20 protein-coding genes and 1 tRNA gene are annotated in these 22101 nt (G+C 45.5%); 5 read left to right on the top strand and 16 right to left on the bottom strand.

What is annotated here, in order from left to right; translation table 11 throughout:
• Positions 1–433 precede the first annotated feature (433 nt).
• Positions 434–646 (top strand): hypothetical protein, encoded by a 213-nt coding sequence (locus R3289_RS00420; protein WP_318923301.1) that lies wholly within the window; start codon positions 434–436, stop codon positions 644–646.
• Between the two features lie 71 nt (positions 647–717).
• Here R3289_RS00420 and R3289_RS00415 read toward each other — a convergent pair whose 3' ends face one another.
• From R3289_RS00415 to R3289_RS00380, 8 genes are all read right to left on the bottom strand, one after another.
• Positions 718–1482 (bottom strand): metal-dependent hydrolase, encoded by a 765-nt coding sequence (locus tag R3289_RS00415; protein WP_318923299.1) that lies wholly within the window; start codon positions 1480–1482, stop codon positions 718–720.
• A 272-nt stretch (positions 1483–1754) separates the two neighbouring features.
• Positions 1755–2465, bottom strand: a complete 711-nt coding sequence (locus R3289_RS00410) for a DUF445 family protein (RefSeq protein ID WP_318923297.1) — start codon at positions 2463–2465, stop codon at positions 1755–1757.
• Between the two features lie 250 nt (positions 2466–2715).
• On the bottom strand, positions 2716–3222 hold the full coding sequence (locus R3289_RS00405; protein ID WP_318923295.1) for a hypothetical protein: 507 nt from the start codon (positions 3220–3222) through the stop codon (positions 2716–2718).
• A 177-nt stretch (positions 3223–3399) separates the two neighbouring features.
• The gene (locus R3289_RS00400) at positions 3400–4584 is read right to left on the bottom strand and encodes a pyridoxal phosphate-dependent aminotransferase (protein WP_318923294.1); all 1185 of its coding nucleotides are present in this window, start codon (positions 4582–4584) and stop codon (positions 3400–3402) included.
• A gap of 154 nt (positions 4585–4738) precedes the next feature.
• Positions 4739–4815: transfer RNA gene (locus R3289_RS00395), tRNA-Val, on the bottom strand.
• Positions 4816–5338: 523 nt separating this feature from the next.
• Entirely contained in the window at positions 5339–5599 is a 261-nt protein-coding gene (locus R3289_RS00390; protein WP_318923293.1) for a DUF5062 family protein, read from the bottom strand.
• Between the two features lie 302 nt (positions 5600–5901).
• Complete coding sequence (gene yghU, locus R3289_RS00385; RefSeq protein WP_318923292.1) at positions 5902–6762, bottom strand: glutathione-dependent disulfide-bond oxidoreductase; 861 nt, start codon at positions 6760–6762, stop codon at positions 5902–5904.
• Between the two features lie 167 nt (positions 6763–6929).
• A complete protein-coding gene (locus R3289_RS00380) occupies positions 6930–8300 on the bottom strand; it encodes an MATE family efflux transporter (protein WP_318923291.1) in 1371 nt (456 codons plus the stop codon).
• A gap of 217 nt (positions 8301–8517) precedes the next feature.
• Between R3289_RS00380 and R3289_RS00375 the strand changes: the two genes are divergently transcribed.
• On the top strand, positions 8518–9120 hold the full coding sequence (locus tag R3289_RS00375; RefSeq protein WP_318923289.1) for a riboflavin synthase subunit alpha: 603 nt from the start codon (positions 8518–8520) through the stop codon (positions 9118–9120).
• 242 nt (positions 9121–9362) lie between these two features.
• Here R3289_RS00375 and R3289_RS00370 read toward each other — a convergent pair whose 3' ends face one another.
• The 8 genes from R3289_RS00370 to hutC form a co-directional block, all read right to left on the bottom strand.
• Positions 9363–9566 carry a CPXCG motif-containing cysteine-rich protein gene (locus R3289_RS00370; protein WP_318923288.1) on the bottom strand — a complete coding sequence of 68 codons (204 nt, stop codon included), beginning with the start codon at positions 9564–9566 and terminating at the stop codon, positions 9363–9365.
• A gap of 350 nt (positions 9567–9916) precedes the next feature.
• Complete coding sequence (gene hxpB / locus R3289_RS00365; RefSeq protein WP_318923286.1) at positions 9917–10570, bottom strand: hexitol phosphatase HxpB; 654 nt, start codon at positions 10568–10570, stop codon at positions 9917–9919.
• Between the two features lie 166 nt (positions 10571–10736).
• A complete protein-coding gene (locus R3289_RS00360) occupies positions 10737–11606 on the bottom strand; it encodes a fructosamine kinase family protein (RefSeq protein WP_318923283.1) in 870 nt (289 codons plus the stop codon).
• Positions 11607–11866: 260 nt separating this feature from the next.
• Complete coding sequence (gene hutH, locus R3289_RS00355) at positions 11867–13399, bottom strand: histidine ammonia-lyase (RefSeq protein WP_318923281.1); 1533 nt, start codon at positions 13397–13399, stop codon at positions 11867–11869.
• A gap of 23 nt (positions 13400–13422) precedes the next feature.
• Positions 13423–15150 (bottom strand): urocanate hydratase, encoded by a 1728-nt coding sequence (hutU, locus tag R3289_RS00350; protein ID WP_318923279.1) that lies wholly within the window; start codon positions 15148–15150, stop codon positions 13423–13425.
• Positions 15151–15195: 45 nt separating this feature from the next.
• Entirely contained in the window at positions 15196–16212 is a 1017-nt protein-coding gene (hutG, locus tag R3289_RS00345) for a formimidoylglutamase (protein WP_318923276.1), read from the bottom strand.
• Positions 16202–17455 carry an imidazolonepropionase gene (gene hutI / locus R3289_RS00340; protein WP_318923274.1) on the bottom strand — a complete coding sequence of 418 codons (1254 nt, stop codon included), beginning with the start codon at positions 17453–17455 and terminating at the stop codon, positions 16202–16204. The genes hutG and hutI overlap by 11 nt, the downstream gene beginning before the upstream one ends.
• A 222-nt stretch (positions 17456–17677) precedes the next feature.
• Positions 17678–18382: a histidine utilization repressor gene (hutC, locus tag R3289_RS00335; protein ID WP_318923271.1), complete on the bottom strand. Its 705-nt coding sequence runs from the start codon at positions 18380–18382 to the stop codon at positions 17678–17680.
• Between the two features lie 252 nt (positions 18383–18634).
• On the opposite strand from hutC, the gene yqfB reads away from it, so the two are divergent.
• The 3 genes from yqfB to thrS all read left to right on the top strand — a co-directional run bounded on the left by yqfB (position 18635) and on the right by thrS (position 22098).
• Positions 18635–18931 (top strand): N(4)-acetylcytidine aminohydrolase, encoded by a 297-nt coding sequence (gene yqfB, locus R3289_RS00330; RefSeq protein WP_318923917.1) that lies wholly within the window; start codon positions 18635–18637, stop codon positions 18929–18931.
• A 265-nt stretch (positions 18932–19196) separates the two neighbouring features.
• Entirely contained in the window at positions 19197–19409 is a 213-nt protein-coding gene (locus R3289_RS00325; RefSeq protein WP_107282525.1) for a cold-shock protein, read from the top strand.
• Between the two features lie 760 nt (positions 19410–20169).
• Positions 20170–22098: a threonine--tRNA ligase gene (thrS, locus tag R3289_RS00320; RefSeq protein ID WP_318923267.1), complete on the top strand. Its 1929-nt coding sequence runs from the start codon at positions 20170–20172 to the stop codon at positions 22096–22098.
• Positions 22099–22101: the final 3 nt, after the last annotated feature.

The following is a 22101-nucleotide window of genomic DNA, read 5'->3' as shown; positions in this document are numbered from 1 at the left end:
ACTAATCAAGGTGATTAAGCTATTGTTACGTATTGGTAAATATTGATTTATGTCTGATTGCTTTGTTCGGTGGTTGGCATGTCATCTGTTATGTGTAAATTCATTAGAGACGATAATTAATCACTGTTCAAAATGTTGTGCTGTTGAAGTTACCTCAATAAAAATGTTAAGTATTCGAGTGGAAGATTCGAGTTCAAACTGATTTTTTGTATGGCTTGTTAGGCATGAATATATAGCATGGGTTTTGAGGTGTGACGCATAAGATTTGTAGGTAAAGTGAAGTTTTATTATACAAATATGACATTCACCGAATAACTGATTGTTAAATTAAACATTGATTGTCCTAATATTGACTCGTCGTAAATTGAGAGCGTTATACTCATCGAAAGCAGTTGTTTAATTTATTCCTCAGAAGACCATGAAGGGCAATGCCATGCTGGCATCGTTAATGTTGACCAAACGGACAGCGAAAGAGATTGAAGATCATATAAAGAGCTTGCTGTATCGAGTGGGATTTGCCCGCGAGGTCGCCGACAGAGTGCTGTTTATGGAAGAGGGAGAATTACTGGTCAGTGATACCCCAGAAAATATTTTCGGTAGTGCCAAGCATTCTCGGTTACAGCAATTTTTATCCAAAATACTGTAGTTATAATCAGTTAAACCACCGTCTCGACGGTGGTTATTAATATGAAGCAAAATAAATTGCTATGGACGGTATTAAGCTGTATTTGAAAAGCCCTGAAAAATATCGGCTGTCGAGCTAATAAAATCACGCAGGGAATACGAGACGGTTTTTAAATCCAGCCATGACGGACGGAACTGAAACTGTTGCCAATCTGCCAGTAAACTCAGTGTTGAATCATAGGGCGGGGCCGCGAGGTACAGCGCGAGAATAGCCGCGACTTGAGCAAAACTTATCATCGGGTTTCGCAGTGAAATAATTTTAAGCGCAGTGCCAAATGATGACTTGATCTTTCTGTTTGCCAGATCGACGCTATAGACTTCATCCAAAACAAGGTGCAATACGCCTCCTGCCGTTACAAAAAGACCAGAAAGCCAGCTGGTGGTCTCGCGATACCCCATCAAACGGGCTAAGCAAACAATACATATCCCCAGTAATGCAACAAACGCCAGCGAATGACAGCAACCCCGATGGACAGTGATTTTTTCAAACACAGACTTGGCACTGTAGCGGATAAAAAGATAGAGTGAAACCGCATAAAGGATCAATTCCAGCATGGTGACATGCGGGGAAATATGGCACACCAGCACAAAGCTGCAGATCGCCGCTAACAGTCCGAATAACGTTTTCATCGACGTTGAATTATCTGAGTCGATATCGGGTAGCAGCCCACCAATTGAGCCTAAGAAAGCGAGCCATAAGGCGGTGATCGGCTGAATATTGCCTGCTGATAGCAATGCCGTTGCCGCAAGACCACTGGCGATAGCGGCACAGTTTAAATGGGTGCTGAAATTAGCCACTTACAGTGGCTTACTGTGGTATGTAAAGAAAACACCAGCATGGGGCATTTCGGTCGTTATAGTTTTCATCTGTGCCTCACCAATTAGCTGTCTGTATGTACAGTATTATGGCGTAAATCATGACGACATCAATGAAAACGGATGAAATGGCAATTGAAAGTAAATCAATGGCTGATTTTTAGGCGTTATGGCTACAAGATCGTTAGTTTATTATATAAACGCCGCCTTAAGGGGGGGAGGCGGCGTTTTGTATTTAAGGAAGATAACCGAACTTAAGCGGTGATCAGTGCTGAAATGATGCCGATAGCACCGCCCAGTACACCGCCCCAGATCACCAGCCAGCCAAGGTGTTCGCGGATCATCTTTTGCACCATTTCTTTAACTAACTGAGGCGTTAGTTCATTCAGACGCTGATCGATAATCTCTTCAATCGTGGCTTGGATCTCATTGAACATTGCCGGCTGTTCAAACTGATCTTTTAATGCTTGTTTAAAGTCATCGTTCTGGCTGATCTCAGTAATTGATTCCTGCATTTTTTCAATGAAAGGCTGTTTGAGTGGCTGTAACGCTTCTTCGCCGCCCATCATCACCAACATGCCGCCGAAAGAGGAGTTCATGATCACTTCAATCAGCGAATCAAAGGTCGGGCTAAGATCAATCTTCTCAATAACGGGCTGAAGATCCAGCTGAACCGGGTTGGCCATTTCATTGGTCAGGAAGCGGTCGACGTTCTCCTGGGTAAAGAACTGCTCCATCATCATCGTCTTAATGCCGAGTTTGAACTCTTCAAAGCGGGCAGGGATCACGCCCGAACCATAAAGTCCCGGTACTTTTTCAAACAGCATATGAATAGCAAGCCAGTTGGTTAATGCGCCTGAAAAAGCAAACAAGCCACAGAACATGACAACCTGCTGGTTAGTAAGATAACCCACAAGCAAAATCAACAAGGATACAATATTGGTAAGTAGACTTTTACTGGTCATAGCCGCCTCGGGGAAAGATAGAAAACGGCGGGATTTTAGCAAGGTAACGTGATGAATGTCACGAATGTATTTAGGGTAAAACGCAGATTTGCTCCGATGGCTGGGTATTATTTGACATAAAGGCAGGCTGGATAAATTCGGCGTAACTACCCGTAAAATGACAGTGGTAGGCATTTACGCCTTGAATCTGTATGACGTCTCGATAAACTTGCTGTTCCAGATACAACGGACTGGTTGGCTGCGACAGCGATTAACTATCACGGCTAAATTTTTTAGCTATTTTGCTAAAATAGTCTTCCATATCCTTTAAGGAAGCCATAGTGGTGTTTTCAATCTTTTTCTGTGAAACTTTAAATTCATGGACGATGCTATTTCCTTTTTCCTCCATAAAGTCTTCGACATTCATCTTAGCGAGGTGGCTTTGCAGTGCGGCGTGCTCAAGCTCGCCTTTTGCCTCACGGACTTTTTGATGGGTTATTTTTTCAAAACCGTCAAAAGAGTCGCTGATTTTCTGCCATTTGTCATGTGCCTCCATGGCGGCAAGATGGGCTTGCAGGGCTGCGTCATCTTTCTTGCTGGCCAGATGATTTGAAGCTTCACCCAGTTTTCCGTTAATTTCTGAGAGCCGGTCTTTGGCTTGCTGCCACAACTCTTTGGTATCAGCAGAAAACTCCTCAGATTTTTCTTCAATTTTATTGCTTGCCTCCCGAATTTTTTTTCGGGATAGATCGATTTTTTCTTTAAGTTGGTCTTTCATGATTAGCTCCGCTCATTAGTTTATCTGTTTCTTTCTGTCATGCCCTGGGGCTGCGCGTATTAAGTATAGACATTCAATAGGTAACGCAATAAGCCTATTCAGAAAAATGAACTTTTGTTTAGGAAACGAATGACACCTTGTATGCCATTAAAGATTAATTACTAATCCGGCTACGGATCATTTACCGGAAAAGTAGTTTTCTATCCGGTCGAAGGCAATATTGATTGTGTCTTCATCAACACAGTAGGCCATACGGACATGACTTTCACCCGAGGGACCAAAGGCGCTTCCCGGTGTTACCGTTACTTTGGCGTTGTATAGCAGATCAATGGCAAAGGATTTTGAGTCTGTGTGATCCACCAGAATTTTGGGAAACATATAATAGGCACCTTCCGGTTTTTGCCAGGAAAAAAGGTGGGGGACGTTTGACAGTCGCTCGACCATCAAACTGCGGCGTTGTTTGAGTATGGCTTCAAATTCTTGCTTATGGATTGAAGGTTGGGAGAGGGCGGCGATACCAGCCAGCTGAGAAATGCGCGGCGCACAGATCATGGTTGCATCGTGTACCTTCATTGCCTCCCGCTTAAGCTCTTCCGGCATGATCATATAACCAAGACGCCATCCGCTCATGGCGTAGGCCTTGGAAAAGGAATGCAGGTAGACGACATGGTCTTTATAGCGTTCGACGCTGGCAAGATTGAAATATTTGTTGCCGTTTTCATAGGTAAAACTACTGTACGGATCATCAATGATGACCAGAATGTCGTGTTGTCTGGCTATTTCGCCCACTTGTACCAATTCTTGCTCGGTAAATATTTTACCTGTCGGGTTCGAGGGGGTTACCAGCACAATGGCCTGGGTTTTATCGGTAATCAATGCCGGTAACCGATCAATATCCAGACTCCAGTTGTTGCTCTCATCCAAGGGCCAGTAAACGGCTTTGCCGTTAAACAGAATGATTTGTTGGATATGGGATGCGAAGCATGGATCGGTCAGAATGATTTCATCTCCGGGATCGAGCATGGTGTGAAACATTGTATTCAACCCCTGCATATTGCCCGCAGTGATCATGACGTTACTATCGGCAGAGACGTTGATCCCTGTCTCTGCGAGGTGTTTTTGAACAACCAAATCACGGAATTCCGGCAGACCATCCGGCAGGGTGTATTTCCCGGCGTCTGGATCTTCACTGAGCCGCTTGATAACCCCGTTACGGATGTAGTCTGGCGTTCTGAAAGATGGCAATCCCCACGCGAGTGAGACGGCTCCTTCCACCCGGGCACTCAACATCGCCATTTGCTTAATTTCAGACACGCAGGCTTGATGGACGTAGCTGGAAACAATGTCGGTAATAAAAGTCATGAGGTGGTACCAGTCAGAAGAATAGTCCAGATTGGTATAAGGATAGAACAACAAATCTCAATGTGGTTGACTGCAATGGAAACCAGCCTTGCAGTAAGCTCATTAAATGCCACGCACAAAAAAAAGCCTGTTCTGAGAACAGGCTTTCTTAATTTGGTGCTCGCTACTGGACTCGAACCAGTGACACCTTGCATGTCATGCAAGTACTCTAACCAACTGAGCTAAGCGAGCTTTATTTACGTTCTTACTAGGTGTTCCGTCTTGGGAACGAAAGGAATAGTAGCGACTCGAACTAACTGGCGCAAGTGTTTGAGGTCGCTTTTTTCTTAAATAGTGTTTATTTGCTCGCGCATTAATCAGTTTGGTGTCGGTGCATGCACCATATAGCATTAATGATAAAATACAGACGGTTAATCAATCCCCATTTCTCATTGTTTTAAAGGCGAGCTTAATTGAATCGAGTTGGTGGCCTGGCTGTTACTTGAGTTTCGACGCTGTTTTTTTGTGATAAAGCGCAAAAAATGACGATTTAAGTAAAGCAGGGGGAAGTTGCTGGCTTTCTTAGCTGCATGCTAGGCCCGATTACTTTCTATATATGGTAAAGAAATCATCGCCGGAGATCTGCGAACAACGGTAAGTGCTCCTGCTTTGACCGGGCGTTTATTACGGATCGAATAGGTAGCGTGCTAAGAGATTAAGCACATAAGTATCAAAAAGGTCTGCACTGGCAGACCTTTTTGTTGGGAAAAGACAATTAATTTAATAGCTCATGGTCTGGCGGAAGCAGGCGTGAAATCCACAGCACCAACTTGTGCTTCATATTTACCCCATCTTCTTGATCGATTGCCAGCGGGGTAATTTGTTTACATTCCACCAACAGGCGATAAACACACTCGACTCTTTCAGTTGATGAAACGGTTTTTTCCAGATCGCCATACCCTTGTTTCTTTGCAAAGGCCATGCCCAGCTCCATGGCTTTTTTCAGTAGCTTGGCTTCATTTTTGTTCTTTTTCATATCTCATCCCTTGCATATGAATGCATAATTCAATTAACGGCTTACGTTGGAATGCACTGTTCTTCACGTGATTTTGTGCAACAAGAATACATCAGGCAGTTTTATAATCCCACTTTGATCTTGCAAGGATCAAACGTGGATTGCCATATCAGCGCTCTTTTTTGGTGTGTACGCAGAGAAGAAAACCGAGTCAGCATTATCTGCTGACTCGATGCGGAACATAAATGAATAAGACAGTGCGGTTGAATGGCGAACCAGAGGCAAAACCTGGTTGTGTTGTGCCTACGCTAGAGTCAGTGCAATTACGGGCGTAATTTTAATACGCTATCAATATCTTCAGCGGAATGACGCTCTGGAACTTGTTCCCATTCTTCGCCCCAAGAGCGGTTTACGACGCGTCCGCGTTGTACCGCTTCTCTTCCTTCAAGCATTTTCGCCCAACGTACAACGTTAGTATATGTTTCTACTTGTAAGAACTCTGCGGCATCATACAAATGACCTAGCACTAAATTGCCGTACCACGGCCATATCGCCATATCTGCAATACTGTACTCTTCACCTGCGACATAGGTGTGTTTAGAGAGTTGCTTATCTAATACGTCTAACTGGCGTTTGGCTTCCATCGCAAAACGATTGATAGGGTATTCCAGCTTCTCATCAGTATAAGCGTAAAAATGTCCAAACCCGCCGCCAAGGAAAGGGGCTGAACCTTGCGCCCAAAACAGCCAGTTAAATGTCTGAGTTCTTGCATTCCCTTCTTTTGGTAAAAACTGACCAAATTTCTCTGCTAAATGAACCAGAATTGAAGCTGATTCAAATACATGAATTTTTTCATTACCAGACCTATCGACGAGGGCCGGGATTTTCGAGTTAGGATTTACTTCAACAAATCCTGATGAAAATTGCTCACCTTCTCCGATATTAATCAGATAAGCATCATACTCAGCCTCTTTAATGCCTAAAGCTAATAGCTCTTCTAAAAGAATCGTCACTTTTTGTCCGTTAGGTGTACCAAGGGAGTAAAGTTGTAATAGGTGTTCACCGACAGGTAACTCTTTGTCATGTGTCGAACCTGAAACGGGGCGGTTAATACTTGCCCATTTATTACCGCCATTTGTAGCATTAACCCAAACTTTCGGTGGCGTGTATTCATTGTTGCCCATAATTTCTCCCTACTTATGATTAACGTACAAGTGTGATTCTGAGAAACGTTTTTCAAAGCAAATTGACAAATCGCTGTTTGTCAATCTAAACGGTTTCCTGTGTCACAACGCGCGGCGGGCTACAGGCTTCAGCCGGAACGGCACCTTATGACGGCAATGACACTTTGCTATCGAAGTGACATTTCAATCTGGAAATCATTGCCCTGGCGTTGCACCCAGCGTAAACGGCTTGCCAGCATTAAAGCGGCCGATGACAGACCGACAATGTTGCCAATCCAGAAACCATGCGGCCCCATCGATCCAACAACCCAGTCAGTCATACCAAGAATATAACCCACAGGCAGACCTAATATCCAGTAGGCGATAAAGGTGCGAATAAAGATAGCACGCATATCTTTGTAGCCGCGTAGCGCACCCGCTGCGACAACCTGTATAGCATCGGTACATTGATAGATAGCAGCCAAGAACAAAAGCTGTCCCGCGATAAGGATAACGTCAGGGTTGTCGGTATACATTTGCGCGATTTGTTCGCGGAATATCACGGTTAACAGTGCCGTAAGCATTGAAACTACCAGCCCGACGAGTAAACCACAATGAGAAGCAATCTTCGCTTCTTCAAGATCTTGTCGACCGAGCAGGTGGCCCACACGGATACTGAGTGCCGCCCCCAGGCTCATCGGGATCATAAAGATCAGCGACGAGAAATTACTCGCAATTTGATGGGCGGCAACGGTAATTGAACCCAGAGGGGAAATTAACAGCGCAATGGCAGCAAAGAGGGATACTTCAAAGAAGATAGAGGCCGCCACGGGCAACCCCAGTTTGAAAAGGCGCAAGATTGCTGAAAGCTGTGGTTTGTGCCAATGGCTAAACAGCCCGATCGCGTTTAACCGTCTGTTCAGTTTTACGTATACCAGCATCGAAAAGAACATTAACCAATACACAATTGCTGTTGCAACACCACAGCCAACCCCGCCCAGCGCAGGTGCGCCGAACTTACCATATACAAATATCCAGTTAAGCGGGATGTTGGCAGCAAGGCCAATAAAGCCAATGACCATTGCAGGTATGGTAAGAGACAAGCCTTCAGAGAAACTTTTAAGGTTCTGAAAAAAGAGGAACGCAGGAACCGCAAATAAAACGGCATGCAGGTAACCAATCGTTTTATCTGCCAGGTCTTGCTCGACATCCATCATGTCTATCAGAGCGCCGGCATTGTAGAGCACCCAAATAATCGGTAAGGAGATAATGGCAGCCAACATGAAACCATGTTGTACTTCAAATGGAATTTTTTGCTTATTGCCCGAACCATTAAGGGTTGCCACAATAGGAACCAAAGCAATCAGCAAGCCGACACCAAACAGGATAGAGGGTAACCAGACACTGGTCGCAACAGAAACTGCCGCCATGTCAGTGGCACTTACGCTGCCTGCCATTACGGTGTCGACAAACCCCATCGATGTTTGAGCGACTGAGGCGATGAGTACGGGGATTGTTAGCTTGAGTAATTGACGTGTTTCACGCCGGTAATTATGCACAGAATGCTCCTGAAAGCAGGTATATCGGATACAGAGAAATATGTCCGCAGGTGTGCGCTGAATTATAGCGATTCAATGCGCAGAGACAATCGTTATTCTGATAAGTTGAATATAACTGTATTTTTAGGTGGCCTACCTGTGGGGATTATTATCTCGCTTGGTGTTTGGGTATAATATTTATCAATAGAACGCCATCAACCAATATGTAGGAGAGATAATGTTCACCGGAATTGTTCAAGGTACAGCTGAAGTTATTAAAATCATAAAGAAAGAAAACTTTCAGACACATGTAATTCGAATGCCTCAAGGGTTATCTGACGGATTAACACTTGGTGCATCTGTTGCCCATAATGGCTGCTGCCTGACGGTGACAGCGGTGGATGGCGATGTCGTCTCTTTTGATTTAATGCAAGAGACACTGAAAGTGACTAATTTAGGCCTGTTGTCAGCAGGTGATAGCGTTAATGTTGAACGGGCCGCAAAGTTTGGGGATGAGATAGGAGGCCACTCTATGTCAGGTCATATTATGTGCACCGCGGTGGTTAAAGAGGTGGTGGTCTCTGAAAATAACCGTCAGGTATGGTTTACAATGCCGCAAGCACAGATGAAGTATGTGTTCACAAAAGGCTATATCGGGATTGATGGGATCAGCCTGACGATTGGAGATGTGGTTGATAATACTTTTAATGTCAATTTAATTCCCGAGACATTACAGCGCACAAACTTAAAAGTGCGCTCTGCAGGCGATGTGATCAATATTGAGATTGATCCACAAACTCAGGCTGTGGTTGATACGGTTGAGCGGGTATTAGCGAATTAATCAGTGAAATAGACCCAAACCGAGCAATGAATTCTCGCGAAACCCTGTCAGTTAAGATGGTTTGGGTATAAGGTGTGATAGCGGTATAAAAAGGGAATGTTAACTTGTATTCCCTTTTTATTTTGTACCTATTGCTCTCGTTGCGCTTGAAATCCTAATGAGGCACAGCCTAATGGTTTCCATTCATACATAGATATAAAATCGTGGGTGTTAACAGGAGTAACGCTATTATAATTGCTCATTTAAAAGATCTGCTCATCATCGGCATCAATAAATAAGTTAATGGTTTTGTGTTGCTCGTCCACTTGCATATTAAGGTGGATGGCATTACAGCATGCAGGGCATTCATCATAAAATTCCTGGCTTCCCCCGCTGGTATCAAGCGTGATCTGAATATTATGCCCGCAGTGTGGGCAAACGACATTTTGCTCAGAATAGTTCTTCATGTTGTACTCCTTTGAATGCGCTTGCTGGTGCATAAAGCTTATAAAATCCACGCATTCCGTTCTTCTAACGGCTCAATCGGCTGTAATAAATAGGTATAACTAAATCGTAGCGTTAAGTATTCGTTTTTGCCGAGAATTAACAAAGAAGTTTGAGTTAATTTCAAGTTTCGATGATCTAATGGACTGACTGCCTCAAATTATTCATTTTTGCCTGGATATTTTGTTTTTTATACGAACTGAAATATTTTATAAGATGTCAAAAAGGGAACAAATCAGAGAGCTGCAGTGGTAATAACTTGATGTAAAGACAAGTGGGATTATCTTTACACCAAAGAGGAGGAAATTATAATTTACAGGCTGCGCAGTAACCGTTCTTTTACTTCGTGCAGCGAGGAAAGTTTATAATCAGCAATGGCCCAACGTGGGTCATCAGCGTATGCTTTTTCCGGAATGGCAATACCTTTCATTTGTGCAGCTTTGGCGGCAAGTAAGCCATTAACGGAGTCCTCAAAGGCGACACAGGCTTGTGGTGCGATACCAAGTGCATCAGCGGCGTTGATATAGACTTCTGGGTGAGGTTTACCGTAGCGAAGGTGTTCAGCTGACAGTACAGCTTCAAACTTATCTTCTAATGCGAGTGCTTCTAACGTTGCGATAATTAAACTCATCGGAGAAGAAGAGGCAAGGGCAATTTTTAATCCCATTTCTTCGCAGGCATTGATGGCTTCGAAAACACCGGGTAGCGCAGGTTTGTGCTCTTTAACCAGTTCTTTCACACGATCCACGATAGAAGCCGTGACGGCTACGCAATCTGGACCTTGCCATGGTTGCTTGTTAAACCAGAATTCAACCACCTGGTCGATTCGTAATCCCATGGTTTGTAACGTTTCTTTTTGTTCAATAATGACACCTAAAGAAGAAAAAACTTCGACTTGTGCTTGTTGCCAAAAAGGTTCTGAATCGACCAGCAGGCCATCCATATCAAATACTGCAGCTTTTAACATGATTATCCTAACGTCAGTAGTATTACCTATCGGTATTATTCATACTCAACAATATATTGCCCTATAAAATAAAAATTCTTAGCTTACGATGCAAGCTAAGAATTCAGTATCAGGTATCAATAAAGCCAATGGCTGGCACTGTATACCAAAGCGGTGGGGTTGTTACTCATGGCTGTGCTAAACCTAACTTCTCTATTGTGTGTTCGGCCTGAGCTAAATAATCACCACCAAACAGATTACAGTGGTTTAAAACATGGTATAGATTATATAGATCGCGACGATCTTGATACCCGTCATCTAAAGGCCAGACAGATTGGTAGCCTTGATAAAAACTGGCCGGGAAACCACCAAATAGTTCAGTCATCGCGATGTCACACTCTCTGTCTCCCCAATAGGTAGCAGGATCAAAGATGAGCGGACCGGTTACGGTGAGTGCCGTATTACCGTGCCAGAGATCACCATGAAGTAATGAGGGCTTCGGTTGATGGTTCATCAGAAGCTTAATTACGTTACCGGTGATGGTGTCGATGTTGCCGAACTTGATGCCTTTCTCTTCACACAATTGAAGCTGCCAGGCGATGCGTTGCTCAGCAAAAAAACGACACCAACGACGGCGCCATTTGTTCGGCTGCGGTGTTATGCCGATATAATTATCAAAATCAAAGCCATATTCAGGTTGTTCTCCCCATTGATGTAACTTGGCTAATTGCTGGCCAAGTATAAAAGCCGTATCGCTATCAATGGCTTTTGTGGGTAAGTAGTTAAGAATAATAAACGATTTATCACGGCAGGTGCCAACGTGAAAAAATTGCGGGACTTGCACACAATCTGCTTCATTGAGGATCCGTAAGCTTTCCGCTTCGGTTTCAAACATGGCGAGTTGCTCTTTGTCATTAAGCTTGATAAAGAAGCGTTCCTCACCATCACCAATACAATAGCATTGATTAATATCACCACCGGCGAGGGCTTCCCGCTCAGTGATTTTGAACGTTATCCCTAATACCTCTGAAAGCTGGTGAGAAATGGCTTGCCACATAGCATCCTCCACGGCAGAACAATATTGATAGCGATATAATGTTATTGGTGTCTCATCAACATCTTAGACTATTTCAGCAAGAGGTAACCGTGCATTTATCAAGGTTTTAGCTTTATAATGAAGTTGCTTTGAGTGAAAAAGCTTGTAAATCAACTTCTAAGCACTATGTGATAGGTCGATGAAATTACCGGGAGTGTTGAAAAAACAACAATCCCGGTATGGTTTGAGGTAAAACGAATTAATGATCGGCTGCTTATTGTTTATAGACTTGGCAACAGCGCTGCTGGCATTAGTTGATTGTAGAGTGCTTCTTTCAACAGCTGATTTGCCTTTTCGATATCGGGTGCAAAATAGCGATCTTTGTCGTAGAAGGTAACTCGTTCACGCAACTGCGCTTTGGCCTGTTCGATGCGCTCAGAACTTCTTACCGGGCTTCTGAAGTCCAACCCCTGTGCTGCTGCGAGCAATTCAACGGCAAGAATGCCCCGTGTATTTTCAGCCATATCGGTTAAGCGACGACCAGCGAAGGTGGCCATAGAGACATGGTCTTCCTGGTTTGCAGACGTTGGAAGGCTATCTACTGATGCCGGGTGAGCGAAGGTTTTGTTCTCGCTGGCAAGCGCGGCAGCCGTTACCTGAGCAATCATAAAGCCGGAGTTGACGCCGCCATTATCGACCAGAAATGGCGGTAGCTGACTCAGAGTACTGTCGATCAATAGCGCCATACGACGTTCTGACAGGCTGCCTATTTCTGCAATTGCCAGTGCCAGGTTATCGGCGGCCATCGCAACCGGTTCAGCATGGAAGTTGCCACCAGAAATAATATCGCCATCGTCAGCAAATACCAGCGGGTTATCAGACACCGAATTGGCTTCAATTTCGAGAATATCTGCCGAATTACGAATTTGCTGCAAGCAGGCGCCCATGACCTGCGGCTGGCAACGGAGCGAATAAGGGTCTTGTACTTTTTCGCATTGCAGGTGTGACTGGCCTATTTCACTATGATGATCCAACATATGACGATACGCCATTGCTGCATCAATCTGGCCACGGTGACCACGCACACGGTGAATTCGGGGGTTAAATGGACGGCGGCTGCCGAGTGCGGCATCAACGGTCATCGCGCCACAAACTGTGGCAGCCGCATACAGATCTTCTGCTGCAAATAAACCTTCCAGCGAAAAGGCTGTTGACGCCTGAGTGCCGTTCAGCAGAGCCAGACCTTCCTTCGGGGCCAGTGTGATGGGTTCCAGGCCTGCAATCTCAAGCGCCCGGGCGCCAGTAATTACGTCACCGTTGTAGCGGGCCTGCCCTTCGCCCAGCAGAACGGTACTCATGTGGGCGAGGGGAGCAAGATCGCCCGAGGCGCCAACCGAGCCTTTTTTAGGAATGCACGGATACACTTCAGCATTCACTAATTGAATTAAGGCATTTACAACTAATGGGCGAATACCGGAATAGCCACGTGCCAGGCTATTTACCTTAAGCACGATCATCAAACGCACGGTGGCATCATCCATGAACTGGCCAATACCGGCAGCATGGGAAAGCACGATACTGCGTTGCAGGGTTTCCAGATCGTCTGCCGCAATCCGGGTATTGGCCAGTAAGCCAAAACCGGTATTGATGCCATAAACCACTCTGTCTTCTTTGATAATTTGCGCGACGGCTTCTGCACTGGCCAGCATGCCCGGCAATGCCTCATCATTTAACGACAGTTGGACTGAGTGACGGCTGACTTCACGAAGTTGTTTTAACGATAGCTTTCCCGGATTAATTTCTAACTGGTACATGATCCTTCCTTTTTCACGAGCTGTTATTTGTTATTATTGTGATTGCAATCTGTACGGTTAACCATTGGCAGGTCAAGGCCTTGTTCTTTAGCACAGTTAACGGCAATGTCGTAACCTGCATCGGCATGGCGCATTACGCCAGTTGCCGGATCATTGTGAAGCACTCGCCCCACGCGTTCTGCGGCATCGTCAGTGCCATCGGCGACAATGACCATGCCCGAATGTTGTGAGAAGCCCATGCCGACACCGCCACCGTGGTGAAGTGATACCCAGGTTGCCCCTGATGCTGTATTTAACAGCGCATTGAGTAGCGGCCAGTCAGAAACCGCATCAGAGCCGTCCATCATGCTTTCAGTTTCACGGTTAGGGCTGGCAACAGAGCCGGAATCCAGGTGGTCACGGCCGATAACAACTGGTGCTTTCAGCTCGCCATTTTTAACCATTTCATTGAATGCCAAACCGAGACGAGCACGATCTTTCAGACCAACCCAGCAAATCCGTGCTGGTAAGCCCTGGAATTGAATACGCTCGTGAGCCATATCTAACCAGTTATGCAGATGCGGATTATCCGGGATCAGCTCTTTCACTTTCTGATCGGTTTTGTAAATATCTTCCGGATCGCCCGATAATGCTGCCCAGCGGAACGGACCGATACCTTCACAAAAAAGCGGACGTATATAAGCAGGTACGAAGCCCGGGAAGTCAAATGCGTTTTTGACGCCTTCTTCAAACGCCATCTGGCGGATGTTGTTACCGTAATCTACCGTTGCCGAGCCCGCAGTTTGCAGATCTAACATCGCCTGTACCTGAATGGCCATAGACTGTTTCGCCGCCTTTACGACAGCAGCTTCGTCTTTGGTTCGCATTTCAGCGGCATACGCCATGCTCCAGCCTTTTGGCAGATAGCCATTCAACGGGTCGTGTGCCGACGTTTGATCGGTGGTTGCATCTGGTGTAATGCCACGCTCAACCAGCTCTGGATAGATGTCGGCGGTGTTGCCTAACAGTCCGACAGAGACCGGTTTACCGGTTTTTTTGGACTCTTCAATAATGGCCAGGGCTTCATCTAAACGGGTCGCTTTGCAGTCGACATAACCGGTACGCAGACGGTAATCAATTCGGGATTCATCGCATTCAACGGCAATCATTGAGAAACCAGCCATTGTTGCAGCAAGAGGCTGAGCGCCACCCATGCCACCAAGGCCACCAGTCAGGATCCAGCGGCCATGGGCTTCACCATTAAAGTGCTGACGAGCCATTGCCACGAAAGTTTCATAAGTACCCTGCACGATGCCCTGCGAACCGATGTAGATCCAGCTACCGGCAGTCATCTGCCCGTACATCATCAGGCCTTGTTTATCCAGTTCGTTGAAGTGTTCCCAATTCGCCCAATGTGGAACCAGGTTAGAGTTGGCTATTAATACTCGCGGTGCATTGGTGTGTGTTTTAAAAACACCGACAGGTTTGCCGGACTGTACCAGCAAGGTTTCATCACTTTCCAGCCGCTTAAGTACCTCAACAATTTTGTCATAGCACTCCCAGTTACGGGCAGCGCGGCCGATACCGCCATAGACAACCAGTGCATGGGGATGCTCAGCTACATCGGGATGCAGGTTATTCATCAGCATTCGCAACGGTGCTTCTGTTAGCCAGGATTTGGCATTCAATTCTGTACCGGTAGGTGCAATGATGGTTCTTGTTTCATCTAATCGTGCCTTTGCTACTTGGGGGCGGGGTGATACTCGCGTCATGTTGCTCTCCTTGCTATGTGCGATCGTAACTATAAGGGGAAATGATTAACGGATTGCACGGGCGATAGTCCAGGCCAGCCTTGCGGCTAACCGTGCTGTTTGGTTATCAATATCAAAACGGGGGTTATATTCGGCTAAATCGGCAACTAATAGCTTCGAGTCACCTTGTGCATTTTTAGCGCTTAAAATGGGGTTCATTAATGTCTCGACAATTTCAAGCGGTACGCCGCGTGCCGCCGGTGCACTGACACCGGGGGCGACGGATGCAGGAAAGACATCCAGATCGATGGTGAGATACAGGTGATCACACCCGTCAATAAAAGCGTTCAGCTCGGACAGGGTATGTTCGAGGTTATGATGAGTCAGCTCGGTATCGTCTTTGTATCGCACCCCTAGTCGGTCGGCTTTTTCATAGAGTGCCTTGGTATTACTGGTTCGGCTCAGCCCTAAGCAGGTATATTTAAATGGCCAGTTCTGGCGCTGGCAAAAACGCGCGGCCTGATGGAAGGGGGTGCCCGAACTGCCTTGTTCTGCATTCGGGCCTGCTGGGGGATTTCTTAAATCAAAATGGGCATCAAAGTTGATGATACCAACACGAGGTGCGGCCTGTCCAACCGGCTGATCAGCCATATCTTCACAGACGCGCTGCTTCTGCAGCAGATAATTACCAATGCCCTGGAACGTTCCCCATGCCACTTCATGGCCACCGCCAAAGACGATAACCTTGTGGCGCTGGCGCAATGCACGACTGACATCTTCCCCCAAGCGATATTGTGCTAGCTCTACGTTGCCATCATTACAGCAGATATCGCCGCCGTCATAGACGGGTTCCTTGTGATGCCAGGCCAGATTGGCTAAAGCGCGGCGGATGGCAACAGGGGCATCAAAGGCGCCGGTGCGGCCTTTATTACGGGCGACACCTTCATCGCAGGCAAAACCAAGCAGCATAATGCCTTCATTATTAGCCAGATCAGCGGGTAGCACTTTTTGATGCCAGCGCATGCCTAGTTCACCGTCTTCCGGATCACACCGGCCTTGCCATGCACTCATATCAATAGGCATTATGCTTTTCCTTATCTATAGAGCCTTTCGCTTCATTGGCATAGAACAGCTCACCATCAACAACACGCGCGATTAAATCAGGAACCCCCAGGCGGTACGATAATTCTGCCGGGCTTTCTAGCTGCCAGAGAGCCAGATCAGCATCCATTCCTTCCTGGATCCGGCCACGATTTTCGCTGAGGCCTAAAGCCATTGCAGCGTTGCACGTTACCCCGCGCAAGCATTCCTCCGGGGTAAGCCTGAATAAGGTACAGGCCATATTCATCATGGTACGGAGTGATGCTATCGGTGAGGTGCCAGGGTTAAAATCCGTTGCAATAGCCATGGGAACATCCAACTGGCGAAGGTGCTCGATCGGGGGCAGCTGCGTTTCTCGCAGAAAGTAAAATGCGCCGGGGAGCAGTGTTGCAACCGTATTACCCGCCGCAAGAGCGGCAACACCGTCGTGATCCAGATATTCAACATGATCGACAGATGTTGCTCCCATACGGGCGGCGAGGGCGCTACCTCCGAGGTTCGACAGTTGCTCTGTATGGCCTTTAATCCCGAGACCAAATTCTTTCGCTGTGGCAAAAACGCGCTGGCATTGCTGTGGAGAGAACCCGAGCCCTTCACAGAACACATCAACATAATCGGCCAAGCCTTCACGGGCAGCCGCTGGGATGATTTCCCGGCAGATTAAATCGATGTAGTCATCAGCGCGATTGGTGTACTCCGGCGGTACTGCATGCGCGGCAAGCAGGGTCGTCGAGACTTTAATATCTTTGAGTTCACCAATACGGCGTGCGACACGAAGCATTTTTAGCTCATCGTCAATGGTTAGTCCGTAGCCCGATTTGATTTCGATAGTCGTGACGCCGTCACTTTTTAGTCCTTGCAGACGTTGAAGGGCCAGCTGGTAAAGTTCGTCTTCTGATGCCTCGCGGGTTGCGCGAACGGTTGCGAGGATCCCGCCGCCAGCTTTGGCTATCTGTTCATAAGTCACCCCGTTAAGGCGCTGTTCGAATTCGGAGGCACGATTGCCAGCGAAAACCAGATGGGTATGACAATCAATGAGTCCTGGTGTCACCAGTGCATTGTGGCAATCAATCACATCAGGATGGCCATGCAGATCGTCGTGGCAGGCTTTACCTGCAAACATGATCTTGCCATTGGTAATGCCAATCATGCCGTTTTCGATAACTCGATAGCCATTGCCTGTGTGCATCGTCACTAGTCGAAGGTTGGTGAGTACTCGTTCCATGAATTATCTCTGATTCAAAAGTCTGGTTATGTGTCTGTCTGTTCGCAACAATGAATATGTATATACAAATAAATAGACGATTATAACGAGGAACTCAAGATGGTATGTAAAGGAATTGTGATCGAAATTGTAATATTATACTGACAATGAGTGAAATATGTGGCGTGGGAGGTTTTTGGTCGGGCCGTAAAATCGGGTCTGGACTCAAGACCCTCACTGAAATTACACCTTCGTCCGTGAGCTCAATTTATACTTATCGCCTGGATGATAGAGCAAAGCGATACTGATAAGATTCTTCTTACTCCATGTCCTTCGATTCAACAGCAGGCAAGGGGAGCGATCATTCATATTTAGCAGTGTGGAGATGTGCTTAGGTGGAATAATGGCTTCTACAGTATGTTCTATATCACTCAGTGGGCAGGTCTGGACCAGATACTCATTGGGGGTCTGTCGGGTAAAATCTTGCGCAATATACTCTGGTGCGAAATCCGGGTTGACCCAACGCTCTTCCAGCTGAACCGGGACATCATTTTCGTAGTGGACAATTTGAGTAAAGTAAATGACAGTACCGTGTCTGACCCCGATACGTAACGCTATATCATCTTTAGCATCAACCTTCGCTTGGGTAATGATTTTATTTGAATACTGATGACCACGGTTGCGGATTTCAATCGCAATATTGCGGATCTCCATTAAAGGCGACTCGGCCTTCTTATGGCAAACAAACGTGCCCAGCCTCGGTGTACGCTCAAGCAAACCTTCACCGACCAGATCTCGAATGGCTTTATTGGCAGTCATACGACTGACATAGAATTGTTCAGACAGCTCAACTTCGGTCGGAATTTTAAAGCCTGGTGGCCATGTCCGAGATTGAATCTTCTCGTTTAGGTATTGTTTAATTTGTAAATAGCGGGGTGACTGTGCCATTGCGGTTTGTCCATAATTGCCTATACAAATAAAAGCAACTTTTACCGTGTATTTCAAGCTATTGTTTTGTTTCTTTGGCTGAACTGAGAAACAGCGCGATCTGGATGGTGGTGAATGATTTGGCCAATGTCTTTAAGATCTGTTTTAATATACCCACACGAATAAACTGAAGCACAAATCATGACAAACAGTGACACATCTACTACAAAAGCCCAGACAAGCAACGATTCGATGGAAAATCCGCCTACCGTGATGACGTTCTTTGAGCGCTTTGAAGCCGATATTCTTTCAGGCAAGAAGACGATCACGATCCGCGATGAATCTGAATGTGATTATGTACCGGGTTCGCGTGTTGATGTATCGACGTTCGAAGATGGCCGAGGCTTCTGCCAGTTAGATATCATCTCGGTTGAACCCATTTTATTTGATGATTTGAGCTTCTTTCATGCCGAACAAGAAAACATGACGTTGGCAGAGCTGAAAGCGGTGATTCAGGAGATCTACCCGGGTATCGAACAGCTTTATGTCGTGTCATATAAGTTGGTATAAACGATATTGTTGTAAGTCTAAGAACGAGAGGCTGGGAAAGATTTTAAAATTATACTGTACAAAAAATGCACAGGTGTTATTATCTCGCTCAGTTCTTCAGAGAGTTATTAAATGCAACATCAAGTACAAGTTAAACCTTCAGCTACATATACGTTATCGTTTTGTGCTTATGTGTTTCCCTTATATTTATCGTAACATTATATAATTCAATATATTAGAATGTCGCGAATCCGCGATTTTCATGAATTTTAAATAAGGGGCATATATGTCTAATTCAACTACTGGCATCGTAAAATGGTTTAACGAAGAGAAAGGTTTTGGTTTCATCACTCAAGATAACGGCGGCGCTGACGTATTCGTTCATTTCCGTGCTATCGCTTCAGAGGGTTTTAAAACTCTAGCTGAAGGTCAAAAAGTTTCTTTTGACGTAGAGCAAGGCCAGAAAGGCCTTCAAGCAGCAAACGTAGTTGCTTTATAATTAGAAGACTTATCTTCAGAAAAGTGCTGGCTATGGCCGGCATTTTTTATGTCTGACGTTTATACCCAAATAACCTCAAGATGTTCGTTTCAGCATCTTGAGGTTATTTGGGTATAAGCGATGGCTATTCTGGTGCGGTGTAACTTGAATAGGAGCAATAATAGCAGCCATTTGATTTTGGGTAGACCTTTTTAGCCGCAGTTAAGGCTGTACTGCAGGCGGTGTGATAACCAAGTGGGTGGCAGTTTTCTTTCTTTGGAAGATAGCTACATGATGCACTGTGAACCTCATGATCGCCATTCTCTTGTGCGTCTTTGTTTACATAAAATAAACTCATAATTCCCTCTGATAATTAATATGCAACTGATCAATCCTAGTGCCACAGTACACCGATAAAATCAAAGGGTATAGTTATGAATTCAAATACTTAGATAGTCATCACTTTGATTTACACAGACATATAATGATTAATAAAGAATAAAAGAGAATAAAGCTCGTATCTTGAAGTGGTTTAGATCCAGGTAACTGTATGCAATGCGCTAATTATGTACAACGTAAACGGCTTATACGGATAGACATTGTTATTTCATATCATTTCATTAGAATGTGTTCCTTCTTGAATACATTCTTGTTTTTTGTACCAAGAACAGTTCCAAAAAGTTCAAATCACTAAAGCACCAACCGTAAGGTGCTGATTTTATTTGTATTTAATTAACTCAAGTGCTACTTGGTATGTGGCACCACTGTGAAGGACATTTTCATGCCTGTAATTACTCTTCCTGACGGTAGTCAACGTCAATTCGATAATGCTGTTTCAACTATGGATGTTGCTGCTGACATTGGCCCTGGTCTAGCGAAAGCTTGTATCGCTGGTCGTGTTAACGGTGAGCGCGTTGACGCCTGCGATCTGATCGAAAATGATGCGAACCTAGAAATTATCACAGCTAAAGACGCAGACGGTCTGGAAATCATCCGTCACTCTTGTGCGCACCTGCTAGGTCACGCAATCAAGCAACTTTATCCTGAAGCTAAAATGGCGATCGGCCCTACGATTGACAATGGCTTCTATTACGATATTGACCTTGAGCAATCTTTAACGCAAGAAGACGTCGATGCGATTGAAAAGCGCATGCAAGAGCTTGTGAAGACAAAGTATACCGTTATTAAGAAGAAAGTAAGCTGGCAAGAAGCGCGTGATGCATTTGAAGCGCGTGGCGAGACTTACAAGATTGAAATCCTTGACGAGAACGTTTCTCGTGACGATCGTCCAGGTTTATATCACCACGAAGAATACATTGATATGTGTCGCGGCCCTCACGTACCTAACATGAGCTTCTGCCAGAACTTCAAACTTCTGAGCGTTGCTGGTGCTTACTGGCGTGGTAACAGCGACAACAAAATGCTGCAACGTATCTACGGTACGGCTTTCCAAGACAAGAAGCTGCTTAAAGCACACCTTACTCGTCTTGAAGAAGCAGCAAAGCGTGATCACCGTAAAATCGGTAAGCACCTTGACCTGTTCCATATGCAGCAAGAAGCGCCTGGTATGGTGTTCTGGCACCACAACGGTTGGACTATCTTCCGTGAGCTAGAAGTCTTTGTGCGTGAGAAGCTGACTGAGTACGATTACCAAGAAGTAAAAGGTCCATTAATGATGGACCGTGTTCTATGGGAACGCTCTGGTCACTGGGACAAATATGCAGAAGCGATGTTCACAACAAGTTCTGAGAACCGTGAATACGCAATCAAGCCAATGAACTGTCCGGGTCACGTTCAGATCTTTAACCAAGGCTTGAAATCATACCGTGATCTACCGTTACGTATGGCTGAGTTCGGTGCCTGTCACCGTAATGAGCCATCAGGTGCACTACACGGTATTATGCGAGTACGTGGCTTTACTCAAGATGATGCGCATATCTTCTGTACTGAAAGCCAAGTGCAACAAGAAGTTACTTCTTGTATCAAAATGGTGTACGATACCTATCAGACATTCGGTTTTAGCAACATTGTTGTTAAACTATCTACACGTCCTGAAAAACGCGTGGGTTCTGATGAAATGTGGGACAAAGCTGAATCTGATCTTACATTAGCTCTTGAATCTATGGAAATTCCATATGAAATTCAGGAAGGTGAGGGTGCATTTTACGGCCCTAAGATCGAGTTTACACTGCATGACTGCTTAGATCGTGCATGGCAGTGTGGCACCGTTCAGCTAGACTTTGCATTACCAGAGCGTTTAGGTGCGACATATGTGGGTGAAGACAACGAACGTCATACCCCAGTAATGATTCACCGTGCGATTCTTGGTTCACTAGAGCGCTTCATCGGTATTCTTATCGAAGATTACGCAGGCTTCTTCCCGACATGGTTGGCGCCTCAACAAGCTGTTGTGATGAATATTACTGACAGTCAGTCAGAATATGCACAAGAAATAGTAAAAAAATTGCAAAAATGTGGAATTAGAGTCAATGCGGACTTGAGAAATGAGAAGATTGGCTTTAAAATCCGCGAACATACTTTGAAGCGAGTGCCTTACATGCTTGTCTGTGGTGACAAAGAAGTCGAAGCAGGCGAAATAGCAGTACGTACTCGCAAGGGTAAAGATTTGGGTAAATTCAAGATTGATGACCTTGTTGTGTTCTTGCAGCAAGAAATTAGCAGTCGTAAGCTCAATGTTTTGGAGGACTAAGGT

The sequence above is a fragment of the Photobacterium sp. genome, assembly GCF_033720175.1.
Lineage (GTDB): Bacteria > Pseudomonadota > Gammaproteobacteria > Enterobacterales > Vibrionaceae > Photobacterium.
Note: the sequence above shows the minus strand (reverse complement) of the source record. Positions and strands in the feature narration are given on the sequence as shown.